The 25237-nt window shown below is 70.5% G+C and carries 18 protein-coding genes; 10 read left to right on the forward strand and 8 right to left on the reverse strand.

Annotated features, from left to right (window positions below):
* Window positions 1–104 precede the first annotated feature (104 nt).
* Window positions 105–998: an STAS domain-containing protein gene (locus tag WMF20_RS01020; RefSeq protein WP_437609883.1), complete on the forward strand. Its 894-nt coding sequence runs from the start codon at window positions 105–107 to the stop codon at window positions 996–998.
* Window positions 999–1355: 357 nt separating this feature from the next.
* Entirely contained in the window at window positions 1356–4355 is a 3000-nt protein-coding gene (locus WMF20_RS01025) for a PEP/pyruvate-binding domain-containing protein (protein WP_437609885.1), read from the forward strand.
* A 136-nt stretch (window positions 4356–4491) separates the two neighbouring features.
* Here WMF20_RS01025 and WMF20_RS01030 read toward each other — a convergent pair whose 3' ends face one another.
* Window positions 4492–5628, reverse strand: a complete 1137-nt coding sequence (locus WMF20_RS01030; RefSeq protein WP_437609887.1) for a lipase family protein — start codon at window positions 5626–5628, stop codon at window positions 4492–4494.
* Window positions 5629–6402: 774 nt separating this feature from the next.
* Here WMF20_RS01030 and WMF20_RS01035 point away from each other — a divergent pair.
* The 3 genes from WMF20_RS01035 (at window position 6403) to WMF20_RS01045 (ending at window position 11587) form a co-directional block, all read left to right on the forward strand.
* A complete protein-coding gene (locus tag WMF20_RS01035; RefSeq protein ID WP_437609889.1) occupies window positions 6403–7119 on the forward strand; it encodes a trypsin-like serine peptidase in 717 nt (238 codons plus the stop codon).
* 655 nt (window positions 7120–7774) lie between these two features.
* Window positions 7775–8116, forward strand: a complete 342-nt coding sequence (locus WMF20_RS01040; RefSeq protein WP_129572611.1) for a hypothetical protein — start codon at window positions 7775–7777, stop codon at window positions 8114–8116.
* 174 nt (window positions 8117–8290) lie between these two features.
* On the forward strand, window positions 8291–11587 hold the full coding sequence (locus WMF20_RS01045; RefSeq protein ID WP_437609892.1) for an ATP-binding protein: 3297 nt from the start codon (window positions 8291–8293) through the stop codon (window positions 11585–11587).
* Window positions 11588–11605: 18 nt separating this feature from the next.
* Here the strand turns inward: WMF20_RS01045 and WMF20_RS01050 are convergent, their stop codons facing one another.
* The 4 genes from WMF20_RS01050 to WMF20_RS01065 all read right to left on the reverse strand — a co-directional run bounded on the left by WMF20_RS01050 (window position 11606) and on the right by WMF20_RS01065 (window position 16587).
* On the reverse strand, window positions 11606–12616 hold the full coding sequence (locus tag WMF20_RS01050) for an aldo/keto reductase (protein WP_437609894.1): 1011 nt from the start codon (window positions 12614–12616) through the stop codon (window positions 11606–11608).
* A 286-nt stretch (window positions 12617–12902) separates the two neighbouring features.
* Window positions 12903–13946, reverse strand: coding sequence for a galactose/methyl galactoside ABC transporter permease MglC (gene mglC, locus WMF20_RS01055; protein WP_129572614.1), 1044 nt, complete (start codon window positions 13944–13946; stop codon window positions 12903–12905).
* A 35-nt stretch (window positions 13947–13981) separates the two neighbouring features.
* On the reverse strand, window positions 13982–15496 hold the full coding sequence (locus tag WMF20_RS01060) for a sugar ABC transporter ATP-binding protein (RefSeq protein ID WP_437609897.1): 1515 nt from the start codon (window positions 15494–15496) through the stop codon (window positions 13982–13984).
* Between the two features lie 77 nt (window positions 15497–15573).
* Window positions 15574–16587, reverse strand: a complete 1014-nt coding sequence (locus tag WMF20_RS01065) for a galactose ABC transporter substrate-binding protein (protein WP_437609899.1) — start codon at window positions 16585–16587, stop codon at window positions 15574–15576.
* Window positions 16588–17099: 512 nt separating this feature from the next.
* Here WMF20_RS01065 and WMF20_RS01070 point away from each other — a divergent pair.
* From WMF20_RS01070 to WMF20_RS01085, 4 genes are all read left to right on the forward strand, one after another.
* Complete coding sequence (locus WMF20_RS01070; protein WP_437609901.1) at window positions 17100–17495, forward strand: hypothetical protein; 396 nt, start codon at window positions 17100–17102, stop codon at window positions 17493–17495.
* 183 nt (window positions 17496–17678) lie between these two features.
* The gene (locus WMF20_RS01075; protein WP_437609903.1) at window positions 17679–18719 is read left to right on the forward strand and encodes a Gfo/Idh/MocA family protein; all 1041 of its coding nucleotides are present in this window, start codon (window positions 17679–17681) and stop codon (window positions 18717–18719) included.
* Between the two features lie 433 nt (window positions 18720–19152).
* A complete protein-coding gene (locus tag WMF20_RS01080) occupies window positions 19153–19728 on the forward strand; it encodes a hypothetical protein (RefSeq protein ID WP_437609905.1) in 576 nt (191 codons plus the stop codon).
* Between the two features lie 64 nt (window positions 19729–19792).
* On the forward strand, window positions 19793–20788 hold the full coding sequence (locus tag WMF20_RS01085; RefSeq protein WP_437609907.1) for a metal-dependent hydrolase: 996 nt from the start codon (window positions 19793–19795) through the stop codon (window positions 20786–20788).
* A gap of 684 nt (window positions 20789–21472) precedes the next feature.
* Here WMF20_RS01085 and WMF20_RS01090 read toward each other — a convergent pair.
* Both WMF20_RS01090 and WMF20_RS01095 read right to left on the reverse strand, forming a co-directional pair.
* Window positions 21473–21847, reverse strand: a complete 375-nt coding sequence (locus WMF20_RS01090) for a molecular chaperone DnaJ (RefSeq protein ID WP_129572620.1) — start codon at window positions 21845–21847, stop codon at window positions 21473–21475.
* A 541-nt stretch (window positions 21848–22388) separates the two neighbouring features.
* Window positions 22389–23009 (reverse strand): glutathione S-transferase family protein, encoded by a 621-nt coding sequence (locus WMF20_RS01095; RefSeq protein ID WP_437609910.1) that lies wholly within the window; start codon window positions 23007–23009, stop codon window positions 22389–22391.
* A gap of 179 nt (window positions 23010–23188) precedes the next feature.
* On the opposite strand from WMF20_RS01095, the gene WMF20_RS01100 reads away from it, so the two are divergent.
* The gene (locus WMF20_RS01100; RefSeq protein WP_437617254.1) at window positions 23189–23938 is read left to right on the forward strand and encodes a glutathione S-transferase; all 750 of its coding nucleotides are present in this window, start codon (window positions 23189–23191) and stop codon (window positions 23936–23938) included.
* A gap of 44 nt (window positions 23939–23982) precedes the next feature.
* On the opposite strand, the gene WMF20_RS01105 is transcribed toward WMF20_RS01100, so the two are convergent.
* Window positions 23983–25206, reverse strand: a complete 1224-nt coding sequence (locus WMF20_RS01105) for an MFS transporter (RefSeq protein ID WP_437609912.1) — start codon at window positions 25204–25206, stop codon at window positions 23983–23985.
* Window positions 25207–25237: the final 31 nt, after the last annotated feature.

Raw genomic sequence — 25237 nt, forward strand, 5'->3', positions numbered from 1 at the left:
CGCCGAGCGCGACGCCCGGGGCGCCGCGGCGCGCGCTGCACCGCACGGTTGGCCCGGCTACGCGATTCTTTGATATACAGGGCGGAATAGAGCCGGGGGAACGGATGGCATTCGAGGCGGATTGCAGCGACATCGTCGCGGAGAACCAGCAGCTGAGGCAGCGCATCCGGGAGCTGGAGCAAGCCGAGGAGGAGCGGGATCGCCTCCGGGAGGCGCTGCGCCGGAGCGAGGAGCATGTGCGCCTCTTCGTTACCTATACACCGGCCGCGGTGGTCATGCTCGATCGGGACATGCGCTACGTCCTGGCCAGTAGCCGATGGCTGGTGGATTATGGCTTGAAAGAGCGAGAGATCATCGGCCGGAGCCATTATGAGCTCTTCCCTGACATCCCCGAGCACTGGAGGGCGGTCCACCGGCGGTGCCTCGCGGGGGCCTCGGAGAGCAATGATGAGGAGCCCTTCCCGCGGAGCGACGGGCACGTCGACTGGGTGCGCTGGAAGATCTTCCCGTGGCACACGACGAGCGGCGAGATCGGCGGGATCATGCTGTTCACCGAGGTGGTCACCGAGCGAAAGCGGCTCGAGGATACGCTCCGGATGCAGGCGAAGACGCTGCTGGAGCTGTCGACGCCCATCGTGCCCATCAGCCAGGGCGTCCTCGTGCTGCCGCTCGTGGGCGTGCTGGACGCGGCGCGGGCGCAGCAGATCATGGAGAACCTGCTGGGCAAGGTGGTCGAGCGGCAGGCGCGGGTGGCGATCGTCGACGTCACGGGCGTGCCGCACATCGACACGGCCTCGGCCAGCGCGCTCCTGCAGGTGGCGCGGGCGGTCCGGCTGCTCGGGGCGCAGGTCGTCCTGACGGGCATCCGGCCCGAGGTGTCGCGGGCCATCGTCGGCCTCGACATCGAGCTCGGCGGCGTCGTGGTCCGGCGCGATCTTCAGAGCGGGATCGCGTTCGCGACCGCGGCGGGCTCGCCGGCGGCGCCGCCGCCGGCTTGACGCTCGCTGCCGAGGGGGGCTGCTGCTCCGGCTGGAGCGACAAGCGAGTTGAAGCTGCCTGAAACGAGCAGAGTCTCGAGACCGCCAAGGCACCAGGACGCCAAGAAGAAGGTGCTATCTTGGCGCCCTTGGCGCCTTGCGCGCGGGCCCTGGTCGTCGCGGCGCGGGACCTGGCACAACGCGGCGCACGGCACGCTGTGCCAGGCGTATAAGTGTTGGATATCCATGGCTTTATTCGCTAGCTAAGGCGCCGGGCGGCGTGGCATACGGCATGCTGGCGGGGCAGGCATGACGGCGAGCTCTTCCCGCGATCGCCGCCCGCGTCGCGCGCGCCGTGCGCGCGCGGGGGCGGGCCTGTTGTCGTTGGTCACCTTCGTCGGTTGTTCGGGCGAGATACCCGATCCGCCGCCGGAGCAGACGTCGACGAGGTGCGACTTCGTGCTCCCTGCGGGCGGCGCGCCCGCGCCGAGCGGCGATCTGCGCATCAACGAGGTGATGACCGGCAACGACGGCGCGTGGGTCGATGAGATCGGCGAGACGGACGATTTCATCGAGCTCGTCAACATCGGCGATCGCGCGCTCGATCTCGGGGAGTACGCCCTGGGGGAGAAGCTCGGCGAGGCGACGCGGCTGCCGCAGGGGACGCTGGAGCCGGGCAAGACGGCGCTCTTCTGGGCCGACGACGCGCCCGAGCAGGGCCCGCGGCACCTGCCGTTCAAGCTCTCGAACTCGGGCGCGCGCGTGCTGCTCTGGTCGCCGTCGTGCGCGCTGGCCGACGCGATGGAGGTGCCGGAGCTGCCGCGCTCCGAGAGCTACGCGCGCTTGCCCGACGGGACGGGCGAGCCGTCGATCTGCCGCTACGCCACGCCCGAGCGCGAGAACGGCGAGAGCTGCGATCCGCCGGAGCCGCCGAGCCTCGACGACAGCTTCACGTTCGCGCCCTTCCCGTGGCCCGAGCCGTTCCCGGCCATCGCCGGGCCGCTCGTCATCTCGGAGCTCTCGCTGCGGCCCGCGGGGTTCGTCGAGGTGCTGAACGCGAGCGACGAGGCCGTGGCGCTCGACGGCTTCGCGCTGCGCCTCTCGGCGCTCGCGCCGGGGCAGGCGCCGCCCGGCGAGGGCGCGGGCGTGGCGCTCGCGTGGCCGGCGACGTCCGCCGCGCTCGCGCCCGGGGAGCGCGTGAGCGTCCCGGTGAGCGCGGCGGACACGGCCGAGATCGAGGCCTCGCCGGACTTCGAGGGCGTGGTGACGCTGTGGCAGGCCGGCCGGCCGGAGCCGAGCGATCGGATCGACTTCATGGCGTGGCCCGAGGGCGCGTCGCTGGCCCGCGTGCCCGACGCGACCGGGGCGCCGCGCTTCTGCGAGGCGGCGAGCCCCGGCGCGGCGAACGAGGGCTGCGCCGAGCTGTCCGGCCGCCCGCTCGCGAGCGGGCGCGCGCGCCGGCTGGAGACCGCCGGCGATTTCGCCGCGCTGGCCAGGGGCGGCACCGAGGTGGGCGAGGCCGGCGTCAAGTTCGTGGTCGACATGGCCGCGAACGACACCGTGCACCTCCTGAGCACCGAGAAATGGGCGCTCCACTACACCTTCATCCGCGAGCAGATCCAGCGCGAGCCGCACCTCGATCGCTGCGATCCCGAGCAAGCCGCGGAGTTCAACACCGGCTGGGGGCTGTTCAGCCAGTCCGAGTACTTCCGCGTCGAGGGGCGTCGCTTCCTCCTCGGCACGCTGGTGCAGCACACCAACGGCGCCAAGACCGTCGAGTTCGCCCCCGGCGACAAGATCGTCGGCGCGCAGATGCGGCGCGCGTTCTTCGCGGTGATGAAGGCGGTGCCCGACCCGGAGGCGTGGGCGATCCGGCCCACCGAGGCGCGCCAGATCGTCGAGATGCGCGCGATCGAGGGGACCGCGCCGCTCCTGGGGCCGAACGCGCCGTACCGGGGGCTCACCTACCAGCCGCTCAACCCGGCCGAGGGGTTCGGCACGCTGACGTTCGTCCCGGGGCGCGAGCTGGAGACGGCCGAGCTCGGCCCGAACGTGATCGTGGTGACGGACGACGTGCCGAACGAGACGGCGTTCATGGGCGGCCTCATCACCGAGGCGTTCCAGACGCCGCTCTCGCACGTGAACGTGCTGGCGCGCGGCCGGGGGACGCCGAACATGGCCCTGCGCGGCGCGCGGGAGGACGAGCGCCTGAGGGGCCTGTTCGGCAAGCTGGTGCGGCTCGAGGTGCGCGCGACGGACTTCGACCTCCGCGAGGCGACCGCGGAGGAGGCGGACGCCTACTGGGAGGCGCGCAAGCCGAAGGGCGAGCGGCTCTCGCCGGCGCTCGACGTCTCCGTGCGCGGGATCGTGTCGCTCGACGCCGCGAGCTATGCGATGAGCGACAGCATCGGGTCCAAGGCGGCGGGCATGGCCGAGCTGTACCGCGTGAGCGGCGTGGGGGCGTACTGCCCGCCCGACCTGATTCCGCTGTACGTGCCGCCCGCGGCGTTCGCGATCCCGTTCTCGCATTACATGGATCATTTCCAGGCGAGCGGCGCGGCGGAGCTCCTGGCCGAGCTCGAGCAGGACCCCGAGTTCCGCGCGGACCCGCGCGCGCACGCCGAGGGGCTGGCCGAGGTGCGCGCGCGGATGCTGGAGCACCCGGTGGACCCCGCGCTGCTGAGCGAGGTCGAGGCCGCGGTCGAACGGCGCTTCGGCGGCGACCGCGTGCGGCTGCGCAGCAGCAGCAACACCGAGGATCTGGCGACCTTCAACGGCGCGGGCCTGCACACGTCGACGAGCGGCGATCTCGACGCGGCGTCGAGCTCCATCGAGGACGCGCTGCGGACGGTCTGGTCGAGCCTCTGGAACACGCGCGCCTACGACGAGCGGGAGTTCGGCCACGTCGAGCAGGCGCGCGCGGCCATGGCCGTGCTGGTGCACCAGGCCTGGCAATCGGAGCGCGCGCAGGGCGTGGCCATCAGCCGCAACGCGCTCGACGCCACCCGCGACAGCCAATATTACATCAACGCGCAGATCGGGGAGGCGTCGGTCACCAACCCCGCGCCCGGCGTGACCAGCGACGAGATCGTGTACACGCCGCCGCCGCGCACGATCAAGGCGGAGTACCACGCTCGCTCGAGCCTGACGCGCGGGCGCGACGTGCTGTCGTTCCCGGAGGTCCAGCGGCTCGGCTGCGTGCTCGGGTCGATCCACGACCATTACCGGCCGCTGGTCGACCCGAAGGGGGAGAACCGGCTCTACGCGATGCAGATCGAGTGGAAGCTGATCGGCCCGGAGCGGCGGCTGCTGGTCAAGCAGGCGCGGCCCTACAGCTTCGGCGCGCTCGCGGCGCCGGGCGATTGCCGCGAGTACTGACGCGTCGCCACGCCCATCGACGCGTGAGCGCCGCGGGGACCTGCGGCCTACGATCGCTCGTTGTTCGCGATGGGCTCGCGACTCCAGGGGCGTCGTCCGGTGGGCAGGACGGGGCCGGGCGCCTGGCGCGCTGCGCTCAACGGAACTCGGTCCCAGGAATGTCGAGCATCGACGTCCGAAGGTAGTTGATCGGCATGTGATCGCCCCAGGAGAACGGGAAGCGCAGCAGATTGATCGGCGTCGCATGCTGAACGAGCCACGCCGAGAGCCCTATGAAGTTGCTCGCCCCGAACGTTATTGCTTGTCGGATGGGCCTCGGCTGGTACACCCACCCCGACGCCGTCGAGTTGTACTGCCGCCCCAGGTGCGCGAAGCTCCCTACCGTCAGCGGCGGCATGCGCGCGACGATGTCGTTGCGGTAGACGTGACGAAACAGCTTGTTCCCGATGGTCTTGCCGTGCTCTTCGGCGAACGCCGGATCGCCGACCATGGGCTGCCCGAACGTGTAGATCCCGCGCAGCGTATCTCGCAGATCCTTGAGCGCGGGATCTGATGCGATGATCGCCGCCGCGAGCACGGCGAGCGCGCCGCCGAAGCTATGGCCGGTGATGTACAGCGCTTTCAGTGTATCGGGAGCGGCGGTGGTGCCGCGCGCAGATGTGTCCCGCGCTCGCGCGTCGGCGCCGTCCCCGTCTCCCGCGGACCGCGTGCCGTCGTTACACTCCCCTGTCGCGGGCGCGCACGCGCTCGCCCAATATCCCTTGAGATTCGACATCTCCTTGCAGAGCTCGTTCTTGCTGTACAGGGTCATCAGGAGCTCCGTCAGCGGGTACCAGAGCGCGCGAACCGCGCGATGAAAGCCGCCATGCACGTATCCGGCGGAAGCAAACGGCTCCTTTCTGACGCTGGCGTCCGCCATCCACGTGACGGTGTTCCGCAGCTCGGTTCCACGAAAAGAGAGGACGACAACATTCTGGTCCCTGCTCTGAACGACGACTGCGGAGGTGTTCACCAGGAGCGGATCGTTCCCGATCGTGAGCGCTGCGCAGTCACATCCGAGAAACCCGCGACGCGCCATGACGCTGGCGAACGTGGGCAGATCCGAGTACGTCCACGTCGACACGAAGGCGAGGAGCTCGGCGATCTTTCGATCATACACTCCGTCGGGCATCTCGCGCAGGTGCGGCATGATGGTGGGGAACAGGCCCTCGAGCGGCCCAGACTGGGGCCTTCCGACCCCGAGCCCTGCCTGATATACAGTGTCGAACCTCATCGCGCTCATCCCTCCCATCCGGCGGCACGGCTGGCGCCGAACCCTAGAGTTCTGCCACCACCCGAGCACATTTTCCACGATAGTTTTGGCAAGCAGCGGAGTTTGCCCGTGCGGTGAGCCTCCCTCTGTCCAGGTCAGCCCCCCGACGGCCACGGCTGAGCCACGGCGGGTTCGGCAGGTGCGCGCTGCAGAGTCCCCGGACGCACAGAGATGCCGCGGCTGGCGAGGTCGTCTCCGACGACGACGGCGTTGCCCTCCGCCAGGCCGGTGAACCGCTGCCTGTCCTCGGCGCGGCCATCCTCATCCAAGCAGCGGCGCGCAGGGCGCCTGTGCCTGCGCGGCCGGTCCATGGCGCAAACAGCGGCTGGACGTCGTGCGAGCAAAACCGAGCTCAGCAGCGATCCGCTTGGACTCCTACCCTCGGGCCCGCCTCGCGATCTTGCCGGCTCGCAGGCGCCGCGACGGCCCCCCGCGGTATTGCCTACTCGCGCAACAAACTGCGCTCTTGGGCCTGCGGGCGGGCGAGCGCCGACGGTCTAGACGCTTCGGATCGCGTGAGTCGCCGGCTGGCAACCGCATTGCTAGTGGCCTGCGCCGGCGGCCGGATCTGGCTCGGCAAGGGTAGATCCTCGCCAGCCTGGAGAGCGTAGGCGCGATGCAATCACCACAGATTCAGAATACCATGAATTGTTACAAGAGTGCCAGAGGGTTGAGCTCATCACAGGTGAGCTCCAGGCTGAAACAGATTCACATGTCTATTCACCCAGAAGAACGATGAATCACAAAGAAGCGGTTGATGTGGCCGATCCCCTATACACCGGGATCTGTGCTCTAGATATCACCCCAAGAGAAGGCTCCGCAGCGTACCGCGGCACCGGGTTCTTGATTCATCCTCGCATCGTGGCCACGGCGGCTCACAATATCTACAACGATAGGTTGTACCATGGTGGCGAGGGCGAGCGCAGGTTTTATGCGTATTCCATCAGGGTGAGATTTGCTGTGGCTCGAGGGCCCAGTCGCGAGAGTTCTGTCGGTGTTGATGTTGGTATCGATAGGTTCAGGGTTTGCGACGATTGGCGAGCGCGTGCAGTGACGAAGAACGACTACGGCGCCATCCTGCTCCCTTGTAATGTCATCGATCCCAGCGTCAAGACGTTCAGGCTCAGCCGTGGCGCGAGCCTAGCGGAGTCGGTGCCTGCGAGGACCTGTCTGGCCGGATATCCGACCGTCGTAACGAGGCCGACCGAGATGTCGGGAGACGGTCGGATGTATCGCGAGGAGCGGTGTGTCGCGCTTGGCATGAATGACGTCGTCGAATATCCATTCGACACGGACGAAGGGCAGAGCGGCAGCCCGATCTGGAGAGAAATCGATGGCGAACCCGTGGCGATGGCGATCCATTCTCAGCGCGGCCGTGGCAGGCGGATCACCGCGGAAGTGGCGAGCGTGTTCGGGAGCTGGATCAAGGAGGTCGACCCGTGGTGGGGTTGAGCCGCCGCTGTGGAGGAGCCGAGCCTTGAGGCCCTCCTCCGGCCGCGTCACCGCCCGGCTCGCCGTCGACTTCGGGACCCCGAACTGCGCGGCCGCGGCCGTGAGGGATCTCACGGGGGCTGCGCGCGCCGGGATGCGCACTCGCTCTCTGGCTGAGCCCGCCTCGCAGCAGCGAGGCTCGGGCGAGGCCGTCACGGGCGCAGGGTAGAGGCCGCGTTCCAAGGGCGCTCTGCGGGACCAAGCTCCGCGGCACCGCCATCCCCGGCTCATCCCGGCTGGGGCCGGGGAAAATGTGAAGAAATGCAAACCACCGCGTGTCGTCGATGGCGACGATGTAGTGTCCAGGGCAGACCGCCACGCCCCGTCACCGGCGACGAACGTTCTTATGCGTTCTGCTATCCTCGCGAGAAGTCGATGATATCTATCGGCGGTTCGTCGATGGATTGATGAGGCTGTTGTCGCCGTGCGGCCTGCGAGACTTCAAGCTGAGTCTGCCGAATGGCCGCTCATGGCTTCATGTCGCGCTCTGCCTTAACGAAATCTATAAATAGTTCGTCTTGCACGTCGGGCGAGGCTCTTCTATGTTCGCCGCATCGCAGGCGCGACGCGCGCATCTCGCGCCCTGGACGACGGCCTGCGATACAGGAGCTATGTCATGAAGATGCGACAAGCATTCGCGGTCTTTGGCGTCATCGCTGCTGTGGGCATCGCCGGGTGCGTGGGCTCCGAAGAGCCTGCGGAGCCGGAGATCGTCCGCCTGGACCCGAGCGAAGCCGCAGAGAACCCGCTCGGCAGCTGGAGCGGGCCCGCCTCCGGACCCGCCGCCGAAGCGCAGTCGACCGGCCAGACCTCCGACGCCGCCGCATACTGTTGGGTGTGGCTCGACTACTGCGTCGACCCGCGTACCGGGACGGGGACCTGCCATGATAACGGCGGCTGTAGCTGGGAGCAGTTCATCAATGCATGCATCGACCTGTACGAAGACATCTGTATCTGAGCGTGGCGGGGAGTCCCGCGGCACGTCTTGAGACCGCTTCCAGCTGAGGTGCGCGTGCTGGCTCCGCCGGCAAAGGCAAAGGCCGGCGCGCGCCCGGCGATGGCAGGCGTTCGCCTGGATCGATCGCACCCGATGCCAGGCCGGCGCGCGCCCTCCCGGTGGTAAGGTGGGCGCGTGGTCCTGCGTCCGGCAGCCTGGGTGGGTCGCGACCGAGAGCTGAGCCTGCTCGACGACCTGCTCGGCGCGGCGCTGGCCGGCCGCGGATCGAGCGCCCTCGTGGCGGGCGAGCCGGGCATCGGCAAGACGCGCCTGCTCGAGGAGCTCGCCGAGCGCGCGCGGGCGCGCGGCTTCGCGGTCGCGTGGGGGCGGGGGTGGGAGCTCGGCCAGGCGCCGAGCTTCTGGCCCTGGCTCGAGATCCTGCGCGCGCTGCTCGGGCGGCCGCGGGCGCCCGCGGCGTTCGCCGGCCGGCTGCGCGGCCTCTTGCTCGAGCTCGCGCCCGGGGAGCCCGCGCGCGGCGCGGACGTGTTCCAGCTCTACGACGCGGTCGCCTGCCACCTCTCGGCGCACGCGCGCGAGGAGCCGATCGCGCTCTTCTTCGACGATCTCCACGCCGTCGACCCCTCGTCGCTCGAGCTCATGGAGTTCGTCGCGCGGGGCCTGCACGCCGAGCGCGTCGCGCTCTTCGGCAGCCGGCGCGACGTCGACGGCCGCCGGCCGGAGATCGAGCGGCGCCTCTCACGGCTCGCGCGCCTCTGCGATCACCTCGGCCTCGAGCGCCTGTCCGAGGGCGACGTGAGGCGCTGGATCCAGCAGACCACGGGCGACGACGACCCGGGCGCGGCGCGCCGGATCCACGCGGCGAGCGACGGCAACCCGCTCTTCGTGAGCGAGCTCCTGCGGCTGCCCGCGCCCGCCGCGCGGCGCTCCTCCGCGGCGCTGCCGGGCACGCTGCGCGCGCTCGTCGGCGAGCGCCTCGCCGCCTTCGAGGCGAGCCACCGCGAGGCGCTGCGCGCCGCGGCGCTGGTCGGGCGCGAGTTCGGGCTCCCCCTCGTGGCGGCCCTGCTCGAGCGGCCCGCCGCGGAGCTCGAGGCCGCGGCGCACGAGGCGTGCGCCCTCGGCGTGCTCGCGCCGGTGAGCCCGGGCCGTTACCGCTTCTCGCACGCCCTCGTGGCCGAGACGCTGGTGCAGGAGCTGCCCCCGGCGCGGCGCGCGCTCCTGCACCGGCGCGCCGCCGAGGCCCTGGAGGCCCGCCACGAGGGCGACCCGGCCGCGCCCCTCCACGAGATCGCGCGCCACTGGCTCGAGGCGGGCGTCGCGTCGGCGCCGCGGGCCGCGCGCGCCGCCGAGCGCGCCGCGCGCCTCGCCATGGCGCGCCTCGCCTTCGCGGACGCCGCCGCGCTCTACGAGCGGGCGCTCGCGGCCGAGGCCGTCGCCTCGCCCGTCGATCCGGCGCGGCAAGGGGAGCTGCTCGTCGCGCACGTCGAGGCGCTGGCGCGCGCCGAGCAGCGAGCGAGCGCCGAGGCGGCGTGCGGCAGGGCCGTCGAGCTCGCGCGGGCCCGGGGGGACGGCGCGCTGCTCGCGCGCGCCGCGCTCGCGCTCGGCGCGGAGAGCCGCGCCGGCGCCGCCGATCGCGAGGTCGCGCGCCTGCTCGGCGAGGCGCTCTCGCTCCTGCCGCCGGGCGACAGCCCGCTCGCGGCCCGGGTCAGCGCGCGGCTCGCCAGCGCGCGCCAGCCCGAGCTCGATCCGCGAGGGCCGATGGACCTCGCCCGGAGCGCCATCGCCATGGCGCGGCGCTTCGACGATCCCGGCCTCTCGCTCTCGGTCATCCACGCCGCGCTCGGCGCCCTGATGGACTTCGCGCCGCCCGAGGAGCGCGCAGGCCTGAACGCCGAGGCGCTCGAGCTCGCGGTCTCGCTCGGCGACGGCCCGCGCGCGCTGCTCGCGGCGCAGCGCCTCGCCTTCGATCGCGCCGAGCTGCTCGACGCGGGCGGCTTCGAGGTCGCGCTCGGCCGCTGCGAGGCGCTCGCGGGCGAGCTCGGCCAGCCGCGCTACGGCTGGGTGCCCGCCATGTTCCGGTCGATGCGCGCCGAGTGGCAGGGCGACCTCGAGCGCGCCCTGCAGTGGGAGAACGAGGCGCGCCGCATCCGCGATCAGGGCGACGCGGAAGGCGCGAGGCTCGTCCCCGCCCGGCCGCTTGCGCGCGCGCTCGGGCGCTACGACCCCGAGCGCCTCGAGCGCTTCCTGGGCGAGCTCTCGAGCCGGGCGCCCGACAGCGCCGCCGTGCCCCTGTTCACGGCGCTGCTCGCGAGCTGGCGAGGCCAGGAAGGGCCCGCGCGCGCGGCGCTCGAGGCGCTGTGCGCGCGCGGCTACGCGGGCTTCCTGCGGCGTCCCGGGCCCCCGCGCGGCGGCCCCGGGCCGGACGACCCGAGCGTCGCCGGGTACATCCACATGCCGGAGCTGGCCGTCGAGATCGCGTGCGCGCTCGGGGACGCGCCCTGGGCGCGGGCGCTCTACGACGAGCTCGCCCCATCCGCCGGGACGGCGTTCGTGCTGACCACGACCGCGTTCTCCCTGCACGGGCTTGTCGACCTCGCCCTCCTCAACCTGAGCGCCGTGCTGTCGCGCTGGGAGGACGCCGAGCGGCACGCCCGCGCGGCCCTCGCCGCCGCCGAGCGGCTGGGCGCGCGGCCCCTCGCGGCGCGCGTCCACCACGATCACGCCCGCGTCGCGCTCGCGCGCCGGCGCACGGCAGGGGCCAGCGACCGCGACGCGCTCGCGGCGAGCGCCCGGGAGCGGCTCGAGCGGGCCGCGGCGCTCGCGAGCGAGGTCGGCCTGGGCGCGCTCGAGGAGCGCTGCCGCCGGGCGCTCGCCGGGCTCGAGGGCGCGCGGCCCGCGCCGCTCGCGCCGCTCGTCCCAGCCGACCCTGCGCCGGCCCGCGCTCGCCCCGGGCGCGCCGAGCCGCTGCGGCTCGTCCGGGAGGGCGAGTACTGGACCGTCAGCGCCGCGGGCGCCCTGTGCCGCGTGCAGGACAGCCGCGGCATGCGGATGCTGGCGCAGCTCGTGGACGAGCCCGGCCGAGAGCTCCACGTGCTCGAGCTCTCGGGCAGCCCCGCGGGCGTCGATCCCGGCGACGCGGGCGAGATCCTCGACGCGCGGGCCCGCGCCGAGTACCAGGCGCGGGTGCGCGAGCTGCGCGCCGAGATCGAGGAGGCCGAGGGCTTCAGCGACCTCGGCCGCCGCGAGCGGCTCGCCGCGGAGCTCGAGGCGGTGACCCGGGAGCTCTCGCGCGGCCTCGGCCTCGGCGGCCGCGCGCGGCGCGGCGCCTCGGCGGTCGAGCGCGCGCGCGTCAACGTCCGCCGCCGCCTGACGCTCGCGCTGCGCCGCATCCGCGCCGCGAGCCCCGCCATCGCCGACGAGCTCGAGGCGGCGCTGCGCACCGGCGTGCACTGCGTCTACACCCCCCCGACCTGAGCGCCCTCGCCGCGCCGCTCAGCCGCTCGCACGGTCGAGCTCCGCGCAGAGCTCGGGCGAGAGCTCCAGGTTCACGGCGCGCAGGTTCTGCTCGAGCTGCTCGAGCGTCCGCGGCCCCACGAGCGGGACGACGCGGGGGGCGCGCTGGTGCATCAGCCACGCGAGCACCAGCTGGTGCGGCAGCACGTCGAGCCGCCGCGCGATCGCGGCGACGGCCGCGAGGCGCGCGTCGCTGTCGCTGCCGAGGTAGGGCTGCATGGCCCAGTGGCCCTGCCGCTTTTCGGCGCTGTCGTAGATCCCCTTCAGGATGGGCGAGTACGCGACCAGCGACAGGTCCGGGTGCTCGCGCAGGTAGTCGAGCTGCTCGTCGTCCACGATCGACGCGTGCTCGAGGCCCTGGCGCCGGCGGAGGTAGGAGTGCTGCTGCTGCAGCGCGACCGGCGCGGGCCAGCCCTCGGCCGCGCAGCGCTGGCGGATGCGCTCGAGGCGCCAGGTGCGCACGTTCGACCAGCCGATGAACCGCGCCTTGCCCGCCTTCACCAGCCGGGCGAGCGCCTCGAGCGTCTCGTCGAGCGGGGTCACCCGATCGTCGACGTGCACGTAGTACAGGTCCACGTGGTCCGTCTGCAGCCGGCGCAGGCTCGCCTCCAGGGCGCGCTCGAGCGTCTCGCGGCCGGCGCCCTCGAAGTCGCGGCGCGCGCTCGTCCAGTCGACCTCGCCGCCCTCGCGCCAGTGCGCGTCGGGGGTCCGCACCATCGCCGCGCCCTTGGTCGCGAGGAACACCTGCCCGCGGTTGCCGCGCTGCGCGAGCCAGCGCCCCAGCACCGCCTCGCTCTCGCCGCCGTGGCTGCCCCGTCGAAAGAACCAGCCGTAACAGTTGGCGGTGTCCAGGAAATTGCCGCCCCGCTCGAGGTAGCGATCGAGCATCTGCCGCGACTCCTCCTCGCTCGTCAGCGTGCCCATCAGCATGCAGCCCAGGCTCAGCTGGCTCACCTTCTGCCCCGTGTTACCCAGCTCGACGACCTTCATCGTGCGCTCTCCTGGCTCGAGGTGCCGTATCGGGACCGCGCAGGCGCACGCCGTCTCCCGGGCCGCCCGCCTCGAGCCGCGCGGGCGCCACCCGAGTGGCGTAACCTGGCGAGGAACGGACGTAACTCGCGCGACCTCGAGAGGCCCCGGCCGCGCCGGAGGGCCCGCCGTTCCCCGGCGTTCCTGCCGTTCCCCGGCGTTCCTGCCGTTCCCCGGTGGGGCCGGGGCCTCTCGGGCCAGCGCCGCGTCGCCCGGGCTCGTCCCTGGCGCTCCAGGCGACAGAGGCTCAGCGCTTCCGCAGGTACTTGCGAATGTCGACGGAGACGGCCGCCACGATGATGATGCCCTTGATGATCTGCTGCCAGTAAGGGGACACCCCGAGGATGACGAGGCCGTTGTTGAGCACCTCGAAGATGAGCACTCCGGTGAGGATGCCGCCGACGGTCCCGACGCCGCCCGACGTCGAGACGCCGCCGATGACGCAGGCCGCGATGGCGTCGAGCTCGTACATCAGGCCATAGTTGTTCGTGGCGCCGCCGGTCCTCGCCGCGAGCAGCGCCCCGGCGAGGCCGTAGAGGGCGCCGGCCAGGAGGTACACGAGCAGGAGCGTCTTCGGGACGTCGACCCCCGAGACGACCGCCGCTTCGCGGCTCGAGCCGATGGCATAGATGTTCTTGCCGAGGCGGGTCTGGTTGAGGAGCACCCAGATGGCGACCGTGATCACCGCCGCGATGATGACGAGGTAGGGCAGTGCCCAGTCGCCGCCGAAGCGGATCGCGCCGGTGCCGATGGCGGTGAAGTCGTCCCGCAGGCCGCCGATCGGCTGGGCGCCGAGCGGCGGGCGGTCGACGTAGAGCGACGCGGCGCCGTAGGCCATGATCATCGTGCCGAGCGTGGCGATGAAGGGCGGCACGTTGAGGAAGGCCACGATCGATCCGTTGATGAGCCCGACCGCGGCGCCGACGCTGACGGCCGCGACGATGCACAGGAGCACCGGCTGGCTGGCGAGGTGCGGGTACATCCGGCTCGCGTAATCGGGCCGCTGCAGCAGCGAGGCGGCGATGCAGGCGGCGAGCCCCACCGTGCGGCCGGCGGAGAGGTCGGTCCCGCGCGTGATCAGGACCCCTCCCTCGCCGAGGGCGATGATCACCCGGACCGAGGAGATGATGAGGACGTTGATGAGGTTGGCCACGCTCAAGAAGCTGGGCCGCATGACGCCGATCACGAGGACCAGGAGGAGGAGGACCAGAGAGATCGCCTGCCGGCTGGCGAACTCTCGAGCTGCCCTCATGCGATCGCGGGCGGCGCCGCCGGCGCTGCTGGTTGCCATGACGTGGTCCCTCTGCTTTCGATCGATTCGATGGCTCAACGGAACTGCGTGGACAGCGACATGATCTCCTCCTGGGTGGCGCTCTTGCCTTCCAGGGTGCCCGTGACCCGCCCCTCGCACATGACCAGGATGCGATCGGACATGCCGAGCACCTCGGGCAGCTCCGAGGAGATCAGGATGATGCTCTTCCCCCGCTTCGCGAGGTCCGCGATGATGGTGTAGATCTCGTATTTGGCGCCGACGTCGACGCCGCGGGTCGGCTCGTCGAGGATGAGGATATCGGGGCTCGTGAGGAGCCAGCGCGCCAGGATGACCTTCTGCTGGTTGCCGCCGGACAGGTTCTGGATGAAGGCGCGCGTGCTCGGCGTCTTGACGCGCAGCGCCTCCACGAGCCGCCGCACGTCCGCCTCGGCGCGGCCGAGATCCAGCAGACCGGCCCTGCGCTTGTAGTTCTTCCAGCTCGCCGACAGCGTGTTGTCGGCCACGTGGAGCATCGGGAAGATCCCCGTCGAGCGGCGCTCCTCGGTCAGGAGCGCCATCCCGCGCGCGATGGCCTTGATGGGGCTCCCGATCTGCGCCTCTTTCCCGTCGATGATGACACGACCCTTCGCGACGGAGCGCAGCCCGAACAGCGCTTCCATCACCTCGGTGCGCTGGGCGCCCACGAGGCCGCTCACCCCGAGGATCTCGCCCCGCCGGAGCTCGAAGCTCACGTCCTCGAAGGACCTCGGATCCGCCGAGGTCAGCCCCTCGACCCGCATCACCACCTCGCCGGGGTCGTTCTCGCGCGGCGGGAACCGGTGCGTCATGTCGCGGCCGACCATGCGCTGGATGATGAGATCGGTCGTGAGCTCGGACGACGGATAGGTCCCGACGAGGCGCCCGTCGCGCATGATCGTGACCTCATCGGAGATGCGAAGGATCTCCTCCATCTTGTGCGAGATGTAGATGATGGCCACCCCCTCGCGCCGGAGCCTGTTAATGATCTCGAAGAGGTGCTCCACCTCGTGCTCGGTGAGCGACGAGGTCGGCTCATCCATGATGATGATCTTGGCGCGCCGGGAGACCGCCTTGGCGATCTCCATCGACTGGAGCTTCGAGACCGGGAGGTCCACGGCCCAGGCGGTCGGGTCGATGTCCATCCGGAGCTCCTGGAAGAGCGCCTGCGTGTCGCGCAGCATCTTCTGGTGATCGACCAGCTTGAGAGGCCCGAACCGGCGGAGCGGGTAGCGCCCCAGCCAGAGGTTCTCCATGACGCTCCGGTAGGCGACCGGCTGCAGCTCCTGGTGGATCATGGCGATGCCATGATCGAGCGCGGCGCGCGACGACGACAGCGATACGGTCTCGCCGGCCAGCGCGATCGTGCCGGAGTCCGGCGTGTACATGCCGAACAGGCACTTCATCAGCGTGGACTTGCCCGCGCCGTTCTCCCCCATGAGGGCGTGGACGGTGCCCGGACGGACCCGCAGGGTCACCGAGTCCAGGGCCTTCACCCCCGGGAACTCCTTGGAGACGCCGCTCATCTCGAGGGCGTAATCGGCGCCGGCCATGACGGACTCCTGTGCGCTCGACCGGGGAGGCGGCGCCGGCCGCTCCCCGGCCGACGCGCGCCGCGAGCGCGCTCGCCTCACTTGAGCTGCTGGTGGTTCTCCTTCGTGACCTTCCGGTAGGGGACCCAGACGTACCTGCCGTCGAGCGGCGCGACGCTGGTCTTGACCTCGGCGCCCGTGGCGAGCGCGAGGGAGATGTCGAAGATCGCCTGGCCCTGGCCCCTGGCGTCGTTGAGGACGGTGCCGAGGAGCGTGCCGTTCGCGATCGCGTCGAGGGCGGGCGGCGTCGCGTCGACGCCGACGACCGGCATGTACTTGCCGCCGGTGAAATACCCAGCCGCCTTGAGCGCCTCGATCGCGCCGAGGGCCATGTCGTCGTTGTTGGCGAGGACGACCTCGATCTTGTCGTTGTGCGCGGCGAGGAAGGCGGCCATCTTCTCCTGCCCCTTGACGCGCTCCCACATGGCCGTGTCCTCCGCGAGCTTCTCCACCTGGAGCCCGGCGCCGGTGATGGCCTTGATGGAGTACTCCGTGCGGATCGGGGCGTCCTGGTGCCCGGGCTCGCCGGTCAGCATGACGTACTGGATCTTGCCGTCCTTGTTCCGATCGGCCTCCGGATGGGCCTTCCAGTAGTCGACGACGATCTCGCCCTGCATCGTGCCGGACTGCTCGGCCTCGGCGCCGACGTAATAGGCCTTGTCCCACCTGGCCATGTCTTCTTTGAGCGGCTCGCGGTTGAAGAAGACCACCGGCACGTCCTTGGCCTTGGCCTTGTCGACGATGATCGGCACCGCGGTCCGGTCGACCAGGTTGATGGCCATCACCTTGAAGCCCTGCACGAGGAACTGGTCGACCTGATCGTTCTGGATGGGCTGCTGGTTCTGGCTGTCGACGATGTTCAGCTCCGCCTTGCCCTTGGCGCGCTCCTCGATGGTCCGCCGTATGTACGACATGAAGGTGTTGTCGAACTGGTAGATGGCGACCGCCAGCCTGGGCGTGCCGGAGCCGGGCGCGCCGCTGCTCGGGCCGCCTTCCTGACAGCCGGACATCATGACGGCGATGGCCGCCGCCGCGAAACAATGCGCCCTCATACAGAGATCTCCTTACGCATCAGCCGTCGAATGAGCGAGGCTCGTCGTGGTCTCTGCTGGATTACCCTCGGTGAACCGCCGAGCACCGTCGAGCGGCGATCGCTTCCACCACGATCGAGCCACGGAGTCGGTGCCTGGACCCGGAGGTCTCGGCGCGCATGGTGACCCACCCATGGCGAAGCAAAAGCACAAACTTCGTCCTCATGTTAACGATAACATTTGGGGTGTCAACGCGAATCGACGCGAATCGACCGGCCAGTGGGTCTCGTCGATCCCGGGGGACGACGAGGCGGGCAGGGCTCCTCCGCAGCGCCGCGCCAGGACGGGCGGGCGCCCGCCCGCCGTCGCCGCGGCCGGCCGCCGCTGCGCGTCAATCGGGGCCGAGGATGGCGGCGTACATCGGTCGATTTCTATTGACGCTCGTGATGTTAACGTTAACATGTGCATCCTGAGCCGCGATCGTGCGGCTGAGCTTGCCCTTACCTGACAGGAGACGTCGGATGTCGATGAGCATGAAGCTGATGAGTGCCGTGTTGATGAGCGTCGGCATTGGTTTTGCGGGGGCCGCGTGGGCCGCGGGCGGGGCGGCGGACGTCCCCGCGTCGGTGGCTGAGGGGAAGGATTTCGGCTGTGGTGCAAAAGGACAGAAGGCTTGTCCGATGCAGGGCTGGATGAAGACGGTGATGCAGTCGGCGACCACGAGCGGCGACGGCGCGAAGATCGCGTCGGCGCTGGAATACGTCGCGTCGAAGCCGCCGCCTGGGATGCCCAAGTGGGTCGCGATCTCGAAGGAAGGCGCGGAGAAGGCCAAGAAGGGCGACATCGACGGCGCCAAGGCGAGCTGCAAGACGTGCCATGATCTCTACAAGGCGGAGTACAAGGCGAAGCTCCGCGACGCCGCCTTTTGAGGCGCCTCTCTCTCGGCTCTCCCCCCTCCGCAGCTCGCGCCGGGCGCGCCCTCTCCTGGCAGCCCTGGCCGTCCCCGCCGGGGCTCAGGCCAACGCTGGCCCGGAAGGGCTCCGGTCGATCCCGACGACGTTGCGTTTACAGACGCGCCGCTCGCCACTAGCTTGGCGAGACGTGAGGTGCCCATGTCCACATCTGCCCAAGGTCCGAAGTCCGACGAACAACTCACCCCCGTGCGCTGGGGCGTCCTCGGGGCGAGCAACTTCGCGCTGACGGTCAGCCTCCCCGCGATGAAGCGGGGGCCCCTCACCCAGCTCGCCGCGCTGGCGTCGCGCGACATCGGCAAGGCGAGCGCCGCCGCGCGGTCGCTCGGGATCCCGAGGGCGTACGGCAGCTACGACGAGCTGCTCGACGATCCGGAGATCGACGCCATCTACAATCCGCTGCCCAACCACCTGCACGTGAAGTGGACGGCGCGCGCGGCCCGCGCCGGCAAGCACGTCCTCTGCGAAAAGCCGATCGCGCTCAGCGCCAAGGACGCCGAGGCGCTGGTGGACGTGCAGCGCGAGACGGGCAAGCTGATCGCCGAAGCGTTCATGATCCGCAACCATCCGCAGTGGCAGAAGGCCAGGGACTGGGTGCGCAGCGGCGAGATCGGCAACCTGGTCAGCGTCCAGGCGGCGTTCTCGTACTACAACCGCGACGCCGGCAACATCCGCAACAAGAAGGCAGTCGGGGGCGGCGCGCTCTACGACATCGGCTGCTACGCGGTGAACACCTCGCGCTTCCTGTTCGGACGCGAGCCCCTGCGGGCGATGGCGCTCGTCGACCGCGATCCAGAGTTCGGCACCGATCGCTTGACCTCGGGCCTGCTCGACTACGGCGGCGCGCACCTGACGTTCACGTGCAGCACGCAGGCGGTGGCCTATCAGCGCGTGAACGCGCTCGGCACCAAGGGCCGCATCGAGATCGAGATACCGTTCAACGCCCCTGCCGACCAGCCGTGCAAGGTATGGCTCGACGACGGCTCGACGCTGAACTGCAGCTCGGCCAAGCTGACCTCGCTTCCCGCCGTCGACCAGTACCACCTGCAGAGCGAGGCGTTCTCGCGCGCCATCCGCGCCGGTGGCCCGGTCGAGAACTCGATCGAGGTCGCGGTCGGCAACATGCGCGTCATCGACGCGCTCTTCCGTTCCGCGGAGAGCGGCCGCTGGGAGAAGATCTAGCCCGCGCGACAGGCTCGGGAACGAGGCCGCTCAGGCGCTTGTCCATCGTATTTCCCTCGCCTCAATGGACCAACCGCCCGGCAGCCCCCCGGAACGCCCTCTGAATGCCCCGCGTTCGCCACGTCTCCTGCATCCCTATATTCCCGCAGGCCGGTCGACGCATTTCGGCCGGGCGCGTTCGTGGCGCGAAAGAGCGCCCGCCGATCACCGCTCGACGCGGCAGCCCGTTCCCGGCGCGCCGCCGCCCCCACGGGCGCCGAGCTCGCCGCGGCGTCAGCGCCCTCTCGTCCCGGGCGGGAAAGGGCCCTCGAGCCCGGTGCCGCCCTTCACGAAACCTGCACGAACCGCTCCACCAAGCTCCACGAGCGGCTCATGCCGCTCACCCGTCGTGTGAGCTAGGTTGAAGGCCTCACCCACGCACGGCGGTAAGGCGATGACAGAAACGGCGCACAACGGCGGCGGACGGCGCGGAAGCCCCTGGAGGATAGCGGTCTGGGGCATCGCAGCGCTCGTCCTGCTGCTGCCCTTGATCGCGATGCAGCTCACCGAAGAGGTGGCTTGGGGTCTGGAGGATTTCGCCATCTTCGGCGCCATGCTGGTCGGCGCTTGCGGCACCTACGAGCTAGCAGCGAGGGTGACGAGCAACAAGGCGTACCGGGCCGCCGTCGGCGTCGCGCTCGCGGCAGCATTCCTCCTCGTCTGGATGAACCTCGCCGTCGGCATCCTCGGCAATGAGGGGAACCCCGCCAATCTGATGGTTGCCGGAGTGCTCGCCGTCGGGATCATCGGCGCCGTCATCGCGCGCTTCCAGCCACATGGAATGGATCGCGCGATGATCGCGACGGCGATCGCTCAGGCGTTGGTCGCCGTGATCGCCGTGATCGCCGCGATCGCCCAATTGGGCCACGCCTTCCTGCTGACGGGGTTATTCGTCGCGCTGTGGCTCACATCGGCCGGGCTGTTTCGGAGAGCGGCGCGGGAGCGAGCTCACGCGGGTGCAGCGCCGTAGGCTGACCCGCGAGCGGGTCATGGCCTTGCGCTCGCTCGGGGCCATGAGGTAGCTGACGACCGTCATGGACACGCTCACGCATGGGCTCCTCGGGCTGGCGGTCGGCGCGATGCGTGGCCCCGACGTCAGGCCCGGCGAGGGGCGCGCGACGCCGACCGACCGCGCCGTGCTGCTCTCGTGCGTGATCGCCGCCGAGCTGCCGGATCTCGACTATTTCTGGCCGGCGGGGGACGCGGTGCTGCGCACGCTGCGCGCGCACCGCGGGCCGTCGCACGCGCTCCTGTTCGCGCCGGTGGTGGCGGCGGTGGCCGCCGGGCTCGCCTGGCTCGTCCTGGGGCGGCGGGCTCGGTTCGGCCCGGTCTACGCGTTCAGCGTCCTCTCGGTCGCCCTCGCGCACCTCTTGCCGGATCTCTGGACGGGGTGGGGGACGCGCCTGCTCCTCCCGTTCTCGGACGCGCGCCTGACGCTCGACTGGACCGGCGTGCTCGACCCGCTGGTCACGCTGCCGCTCGCCCTCGGCGCGCTCGTCGCGTGGCGCCGGCCGGCGCGCTGGCGGCGCGCGCTCCTCGTCGGCGCCGCCGTCGCCGCCGTGTACGTCGGCGGCCGGATCGCCACGCAGCAGGTCCTCGTCGCCCGCGTCGCCGCCGCCCACCCCGAAGCGCAGCGCGTCGCCGTGTTCCCGGCGATGCTCGGCGTGACGACCTGGCGCTTCATCGCGACGCACGAGGACGCTTACGCCGCCGGCACGGTCGACCTGTTCGGCGGCGCGCCGACCGAGGAGCGCCGGGTCGCGCGCGCGCCCAGCGGCCCTGTCCCCGCCCGTGTCGCGGCCGTCTCCACCGTGCGTGAGGCGCTCGCCTGGGCGCGCTTCCCCGTGGTCCGCCACGCGCCCGCCGGCGACGGCGGGACCACCGTGCGCGTCGCCGACCTCCGCTACCACCTGCGCGGCGAGCCGACGCTCGAGTTCATCGTCGACATCTCCCCCGACGGCGCGGTGACGCGCGCCCGCCTCGAGCGCGGCGGCTCCGCCCGCGAACTCCTCGACCGCTGGCGACAGTAGCTCCTCGCGCATGCCACGAGCACGAAATTCACCCGCGTTGCCTCTTGCATTTGCCAGAGGCTTCCATCGTTAGAAGACCTGAGGACAAAAGAAAACAAACCACAGAGGCACAGAGGGCACAGAGAACAAGAGGAGAAAGAGTCCTTTTCTTGCTCTCTCCTCTGTATCCTCTGTGCTTCTGTGGTTTGAATTTGTTTTCTCTCTACAACGGCGTGCGGCTGCACAGCGCCATCGGGTACGTCACGCCGAACGAGTTGCTGACCGGCCGTGCCAAGGCGATCTGGGCCGAACGCGATCGGAAGCTCGAAGTCGCGCGCGAGATCCTTCGTCTCCACGATCGGGGGCGTTCTCGTACGTGCGAGTCTGGAGGATGCAATGAAAAGGCTGTGGTGGATGGCTCTGCCGCTGTTGCTGAGCTCGGGTCTCGTGCCAGCGTGGAGAATCGCGTTCGAGCCACGCTAGGCCATCGGCAAGTCTTACATCACAGCGTTGACCATCGACGAACAGTGATGATGAGCTGACCCGAGCGGCCGCTGGCCGCGCTGCGCGACGACAGCGGCTCGGTCGGCCGGCTGCCGCGGAACGGTCGACGATGCGCAGATCGCCCGTGCCCTGTCCCGTGCGCTCGACCTTCCCATCGAAGCTCCGTCGCTCACGGTCTCGGCAGCCGTCGTGTCGAGCCGATCACGATCCGGGCGGACGGAGCTGCTTGCGGACCTTCTTGATGAAGGTCTGCGTGCACTTTCCGTGGGTGGCCTCATGCTCGATGATCTCGAGCGTGAGCTTGGCCTTCGTCCCGCTGGAGAGATGTGCAGCCGCGTTCACCTCCCTGGCGAGATGGATGCCTTCCAGCGACGCGGGTCCCTGCGGCTTCTCGACGGCGGCCGTCTTGTTCGGCTGCCGGAAGTGGGACGGCTTCGTCTTGGTGACGTCGCGGAAGCGGGGGTCGTCCGAGCGCCGGCCGGTGCCGTGGCAGCCCGGGCAGGTGGCGGTGCTGCCGGAGAACGAGTTGGCGATGCGGCCGTCGCCGCCACAGACGCCGCAGGATTCACTAGCCATGAGCCAGGCCCTCGGGTCGGGGTAGGTGCTTCGGGTTCTTCATGCCGAGAGCATACAGGCGATCGTGGCTCGTGGGAGCTTCGCCTGAGGCGGTCCTCCGTTTCGCGCGTGTCGACGCGTTCGACCGCGGCGCCCTGCCCGGCGAGGCCTTCCCGGACACCCGCTGCGGTGAGCGCGAAGTCGCGAAAATTCGGCTGCTGCGCTGTGACGCGCGGCTGACACGTCTCCGCGGCGCGAAGATCGTCTTGTATTGCGTCCTGTCTTCCGTTATAGCGGATCCGTGTCTCCTTTCCGCGTCCCTGCAGGGAATCGCCGACGCCTTCAGGTACTATGAATCCCAAAGGCACTTTGGGAAGGTTTACCTCGAGCTTTGAGGCCTAGGCCGAGCTCGGCCATCCGCGTCATCGTCGTCGAGGTGCGCCTGCCGCGCGCCTTGCCCGCCCCCTCGGCACCGAGCCGCCCGTCGGCGCGGTGACTGCGCTGATCGGCGGCCCGGCTCTCCTGGTGATGCTCCGCAGGCGCCATGGCTGGGGCGGAGACGTCAGCCCGGCCTGACCCGCTTGGCCGCGGGACGGCTCGTGCAGCGGGCGATCCACGCGTTCACGTTCGCGAACGGCGAGAGATCCACGCCGAAGCGGGCCAGGAACGGCAGCGCCGTCACGAGCGCCACGTCGGCGAGCGAGAACTGGTTGCCCACGAGGTACTCCTTGCCCTCGAGCGCGCGGTCGAGGATCCCGATCCCGTCCGCGAGGTCCTGCTTCGCGCCCTCGGCGACGTTGGGGTTGCGCTCGTCGGCGGGAAAGCGCTCCAGGGTGTTGCGCAGGAGCCGCGTCGTCGCCTCGTACAGCGTGACGTTGCCCCAGGCCATCCACTTGAACGCCTCGGCGCGATCGGCGTCGAGCGGCGGGAAGAGGCCCTTGTCCACGCCGAAGCGCTCGCCGAGGTAGAGCAGGATCGCGAGCCCCTCGAAGATCGGCTTCCCATCGACGACCAGCAGCGGGACCTTGCCGTTCGGGTTGAGCGCGAGGTACTCGGGCTTGCGCTGATCTCCCGCCGCGAGGTCGAGCTTGACCTTCTCGTAGGGGACGCCGAGCTCCTCGAGTGCCCAGTGCACCCGGTCTGCGCTCGTCATGGGGGCGTAATAGAATTTGAGGTCGGACATGCGGCGAGCAGAACGCCGCCGCGCGCGAGCCGCAAGGGGTTCGTTCGTCGCGCATGAGCTCGATCGCGGTGGGCAGCACCGCCTCCGCTTCCGCGCGCTCCGCCGCCATCACCGCCAGCGTGCGGCTGCTCGGCGGCGGGCCCATTGACCGCGGCCCTCGCCGGCGCGAGTCATCCGTCATGAACGCGCCCACGTACGAGCTGTATTACTGGCCGGGTATTCAGGGCCGCGGCGAATTCGTGCGCCTCGCGCTCGAGGACGCCGGCGCTCCTTATGTCGATGTCGCCCGCCTGCCCGCGGCGAAGCACGGCGGCGTCGCCGCCATGCAGAAGCTCATGAAGAGCCACGCGCTCGCGCTCGAGCCCTTCGCGCCGCCGTTCCTCCGCTCCGGCGATCTCGTGATCGCGCAGGTGGCCAACATCCTCTTCTACCTCGGCCCGCGCCTCGGCCTCGCGCCGGACGACGAGGCGAGCAGGCTCGGCGCCCATCAGCTCCAGCTCACCATCACCGATCTGATCGCCGAGGTGCACGACACGCATCACCCCATCTCCGTCGGGCTCTATTACGAGGACCAGAAGCCCGAGGCCCTCCGCCGCAGCCAGGCCTTCCTCGCCGAGCGCATGCCCAAGTTCCTCGGCTATTTCGAGCGCGTCCTCGATCGCCACGGCGGCCGTCACCTGCTGGGAGGCGCGATGTCCTACGTGGATCTCTCGTTGTTCCAGGTGATCGCGGGCCTCCGCTACGCGTTCCCGCACGCCATGGCCGCCTTCGCGCCGAGGATCCCTGGGCTGGTCGCGCTGCACGACCGCGTGGCCGAGCGCCCGCGGATCGCGGCCTACCTGGCCTCGGAGCGGCGGATACCCTTCAACGAAGACGGCATCTTCCGGCACTATCCGGAGCTCGATCCGGCGCCTTCGAAGAAACGATGAATCCGGCACGCGCGACCTGAAGGACGCCACGCCCGAGGCGCCGGTCACTCCGACTCGCCCTCGGCGAGCGCGACGGGCTGGTCGCTCTCGGTCAGGACGCCGCGCCCGTGCCACACCATCAGCACCGCATAGAGCGCCGCGAGCACGCGAAACCCGCTGAGCAGGCCGAAGCGCTGCCCGAGCGAGCCGCCCGCCACCGCGCCGATCAGGCTCCCGGCCGGCCCCGAGAGCGAGAACAGACCGCCCACGCGGCCGCGGCCGAGCTCGGCGGTGAGCGCCGCGAAGCGATTGACGCTCGTGAGGTGCTGCACGCCCAGCCCGAGCCCGAGCAAGACAGCCCCGATCCACAGCGACGCGACGCCGAGGGGGAAGGCGAGCAGGAGCTCGGTCGCGAGCAGCAGCGAGAAGGCGATCGCGTAGCGGGCAGCGTCGCGCAGCGGCGACAGGGCGCCCCCGGCGAGGAGCAAGGTCAGCACGAACACGGCGCCCTGGAGGGTCACCAGGCTCGCGGCTTGCGGCACCGAGAGGTCAAACTCGCGAATCCCGATCAACACCACGAACACGGCGAAGTAGGACATCGCCATCTGACCACACAGCTCGATGAGCATGCTCTGGCGCAGCTCGCGGCGAGACAGGATGATCCCGACCTGTCCGCGCAGGCGCTCGACGAGCGGCGTGGCCGAGCGTCCGCGGCCAGGGGGAGCCCCGGAGAGCACGCGATCGCCGAGGAAGACCGTCGCCAGCAGCCCGAGCCCCGTCACCACGAACACGCCGGTGTAGCCGAGCAGGCCGAGGAGCTCGGCGCCGAGCATCGGGCCCACGAAGAACATGCCGAGCGAGTGGGACGCGCGCTGCCAGCCTGCCTTGCGCGGGCCGAGGCGAGGGAGCAGGTGAAGAAACTCGGTCTGGGTCGCGACCATGCGAAACGGGTTGAGCAGCCCGAAGACGACCACGCCCGCGATGAGCTGCCAGGGCCGATCCATCTGGGTGAAGCCGAGCAGGTACAGCGCCGCGCCCGCGAGGCCGCCGAAGCGGAACAGCGGCCGGCTGCCGTGGCGGTCGATCAAGCCTCCGACCGGCATCGAGAGCAGCAGCATGCCGGTGAACTGCAGGCCGCCGACCAGGCCGATCTGCCAGGGGGAGGCGTGGAGCGAGGCGGCATACAGCGGCAGGACCACCTTGGCCACGCCGTTGCTCGTGCCCGCGAGCACGCCGAGCACCATGAAGCCGAGAAGATAACGCTGGGGGAGAGGCGGCGAAGCTGTCATCACGCGAACCGAGGCGAGCGTCCGGTCGATC

The sequence above is a fragment of the Sorangium sp. So ce834 genome (assembly GCF_051521425.1).
GTDB lineage: Bacteria > Myxococcota_A > Polyangia > Polyangiales > Polyangiaceae > Sorangium > Sorangium cellulosum_D.

Bases quoted from the DNA above. Each gene is read 5' to 3' on its own strand.
- WMF20_RS01020 (WP_437609883.1), top strand. From the start codon at position 105: ATGGCATTCGAGGCGGATTGCAGCGACATCGTCGCGGAGAACCAGCAG.
- WMF20_RS01030 (WP_437609887.1), bottom strand. From the start codon at position 5,628: ATGAGGTTCGACACTGTATATCAGGCAGGGCTCGGGGTCGGAAGGCCC.
- WMF20_RS01035 (WP_437609889.1), top strand. From the start codon at position 6,403: ATGAATCACAAAGAAGCGGTTGATGTGGCCGATCCCCTATACACCGGG.
- WMF20_RS01040 (WP_129572611.1), top strand. From the start codon at position 7,775: ATGAAGATGCGACAAGCATTCGCGGTCTTTGGCGTCATCGCTGCTGTG.
- WMF20_RS01050 (WP_437609894.1), bottom strand. From the start codon at position 12,616: ATGAAGGTCGTCGAGCTGGGTAACACGGGGCAGAAGGTGAGCCAGCTG.
- mglC (WP_129572614.1), bottom strand. From the start codon at position 13,946: ATGGCAACCAGCAGCGCCGGCGGCGCCGCCCGCGATCGCATGAGGGCA.
- WMF20_RS01060 (WP_437609897.1), bottom strand. From the start codon at position 15,496: ATGGCCGGCGCCGATTACGCCCTCGAGATGAGCGGCGTCTCCAAGGAG.
- WMF20_RS01065 (WP_437609899.1), bottom strand. From the start codon at position 16,587: ATGAGGGCGCATTGTTTCGCGGCGGCGGCCATCGCCGTCATGATGTCC.
- WMF20_RS01070 (WP_437609901.1), top strand. From the start codon at position 17,100: ATGAAGCTGATGAGTGCCGTGTTGATGAGCGTCGGCATTGGTTTTGCG.
- WMF20_RS01075 (WP_437609903.1), top strand. From the start codon at position 17,679: ATGTCCACATCTGCCCAAGGTCCGAAGTCCGACGAACAACTCACCCCC.
- WMF20_RS01080 (WP_437609905.1), top strand. From the start codon at position 19,153: ATGACAGAAACGGCGCACAACGGCGGCGGACGGCGCGGAAGCCCCTGG.
- WMF20_RS01085 (WP_437609907.1), top strand. From the start codon at position 19,793: ATGGACACGCTCACGCATGGGCTCCTCGGGCTGGCGGTCGGCGCGATG.
- WMF20_RS01090 (WP_129572620.1), bottom strand. From the start codon at position 21,847: ATGGCTAGTGAATCCTGCGGCGTCTGTGGCGGCGACGGCCGCATCGCC.
- WMF20_RS01095 (WP_437609910.1), bottom strand. From the start codon at position 23,009: ATGTCCGACCTCAAATTCTATTACGCCCCCATGACGAGCGCAGACCGG.
- WMF20_RS01100 (WP_437617254.1), top strand. From the start codon at position 23,189: ATGAACGCGCCCACGTACGAGCTGTATTACTGGCCGGGTATTCAGGGC.
- WMF20_RS01105 (WP_437609912.1), bottom strand. From the start codon at position 25,206: ATGACAGCTTCGCCGCCTCTCCCCCAGCGTTATCTTCTCGGCTTCATG.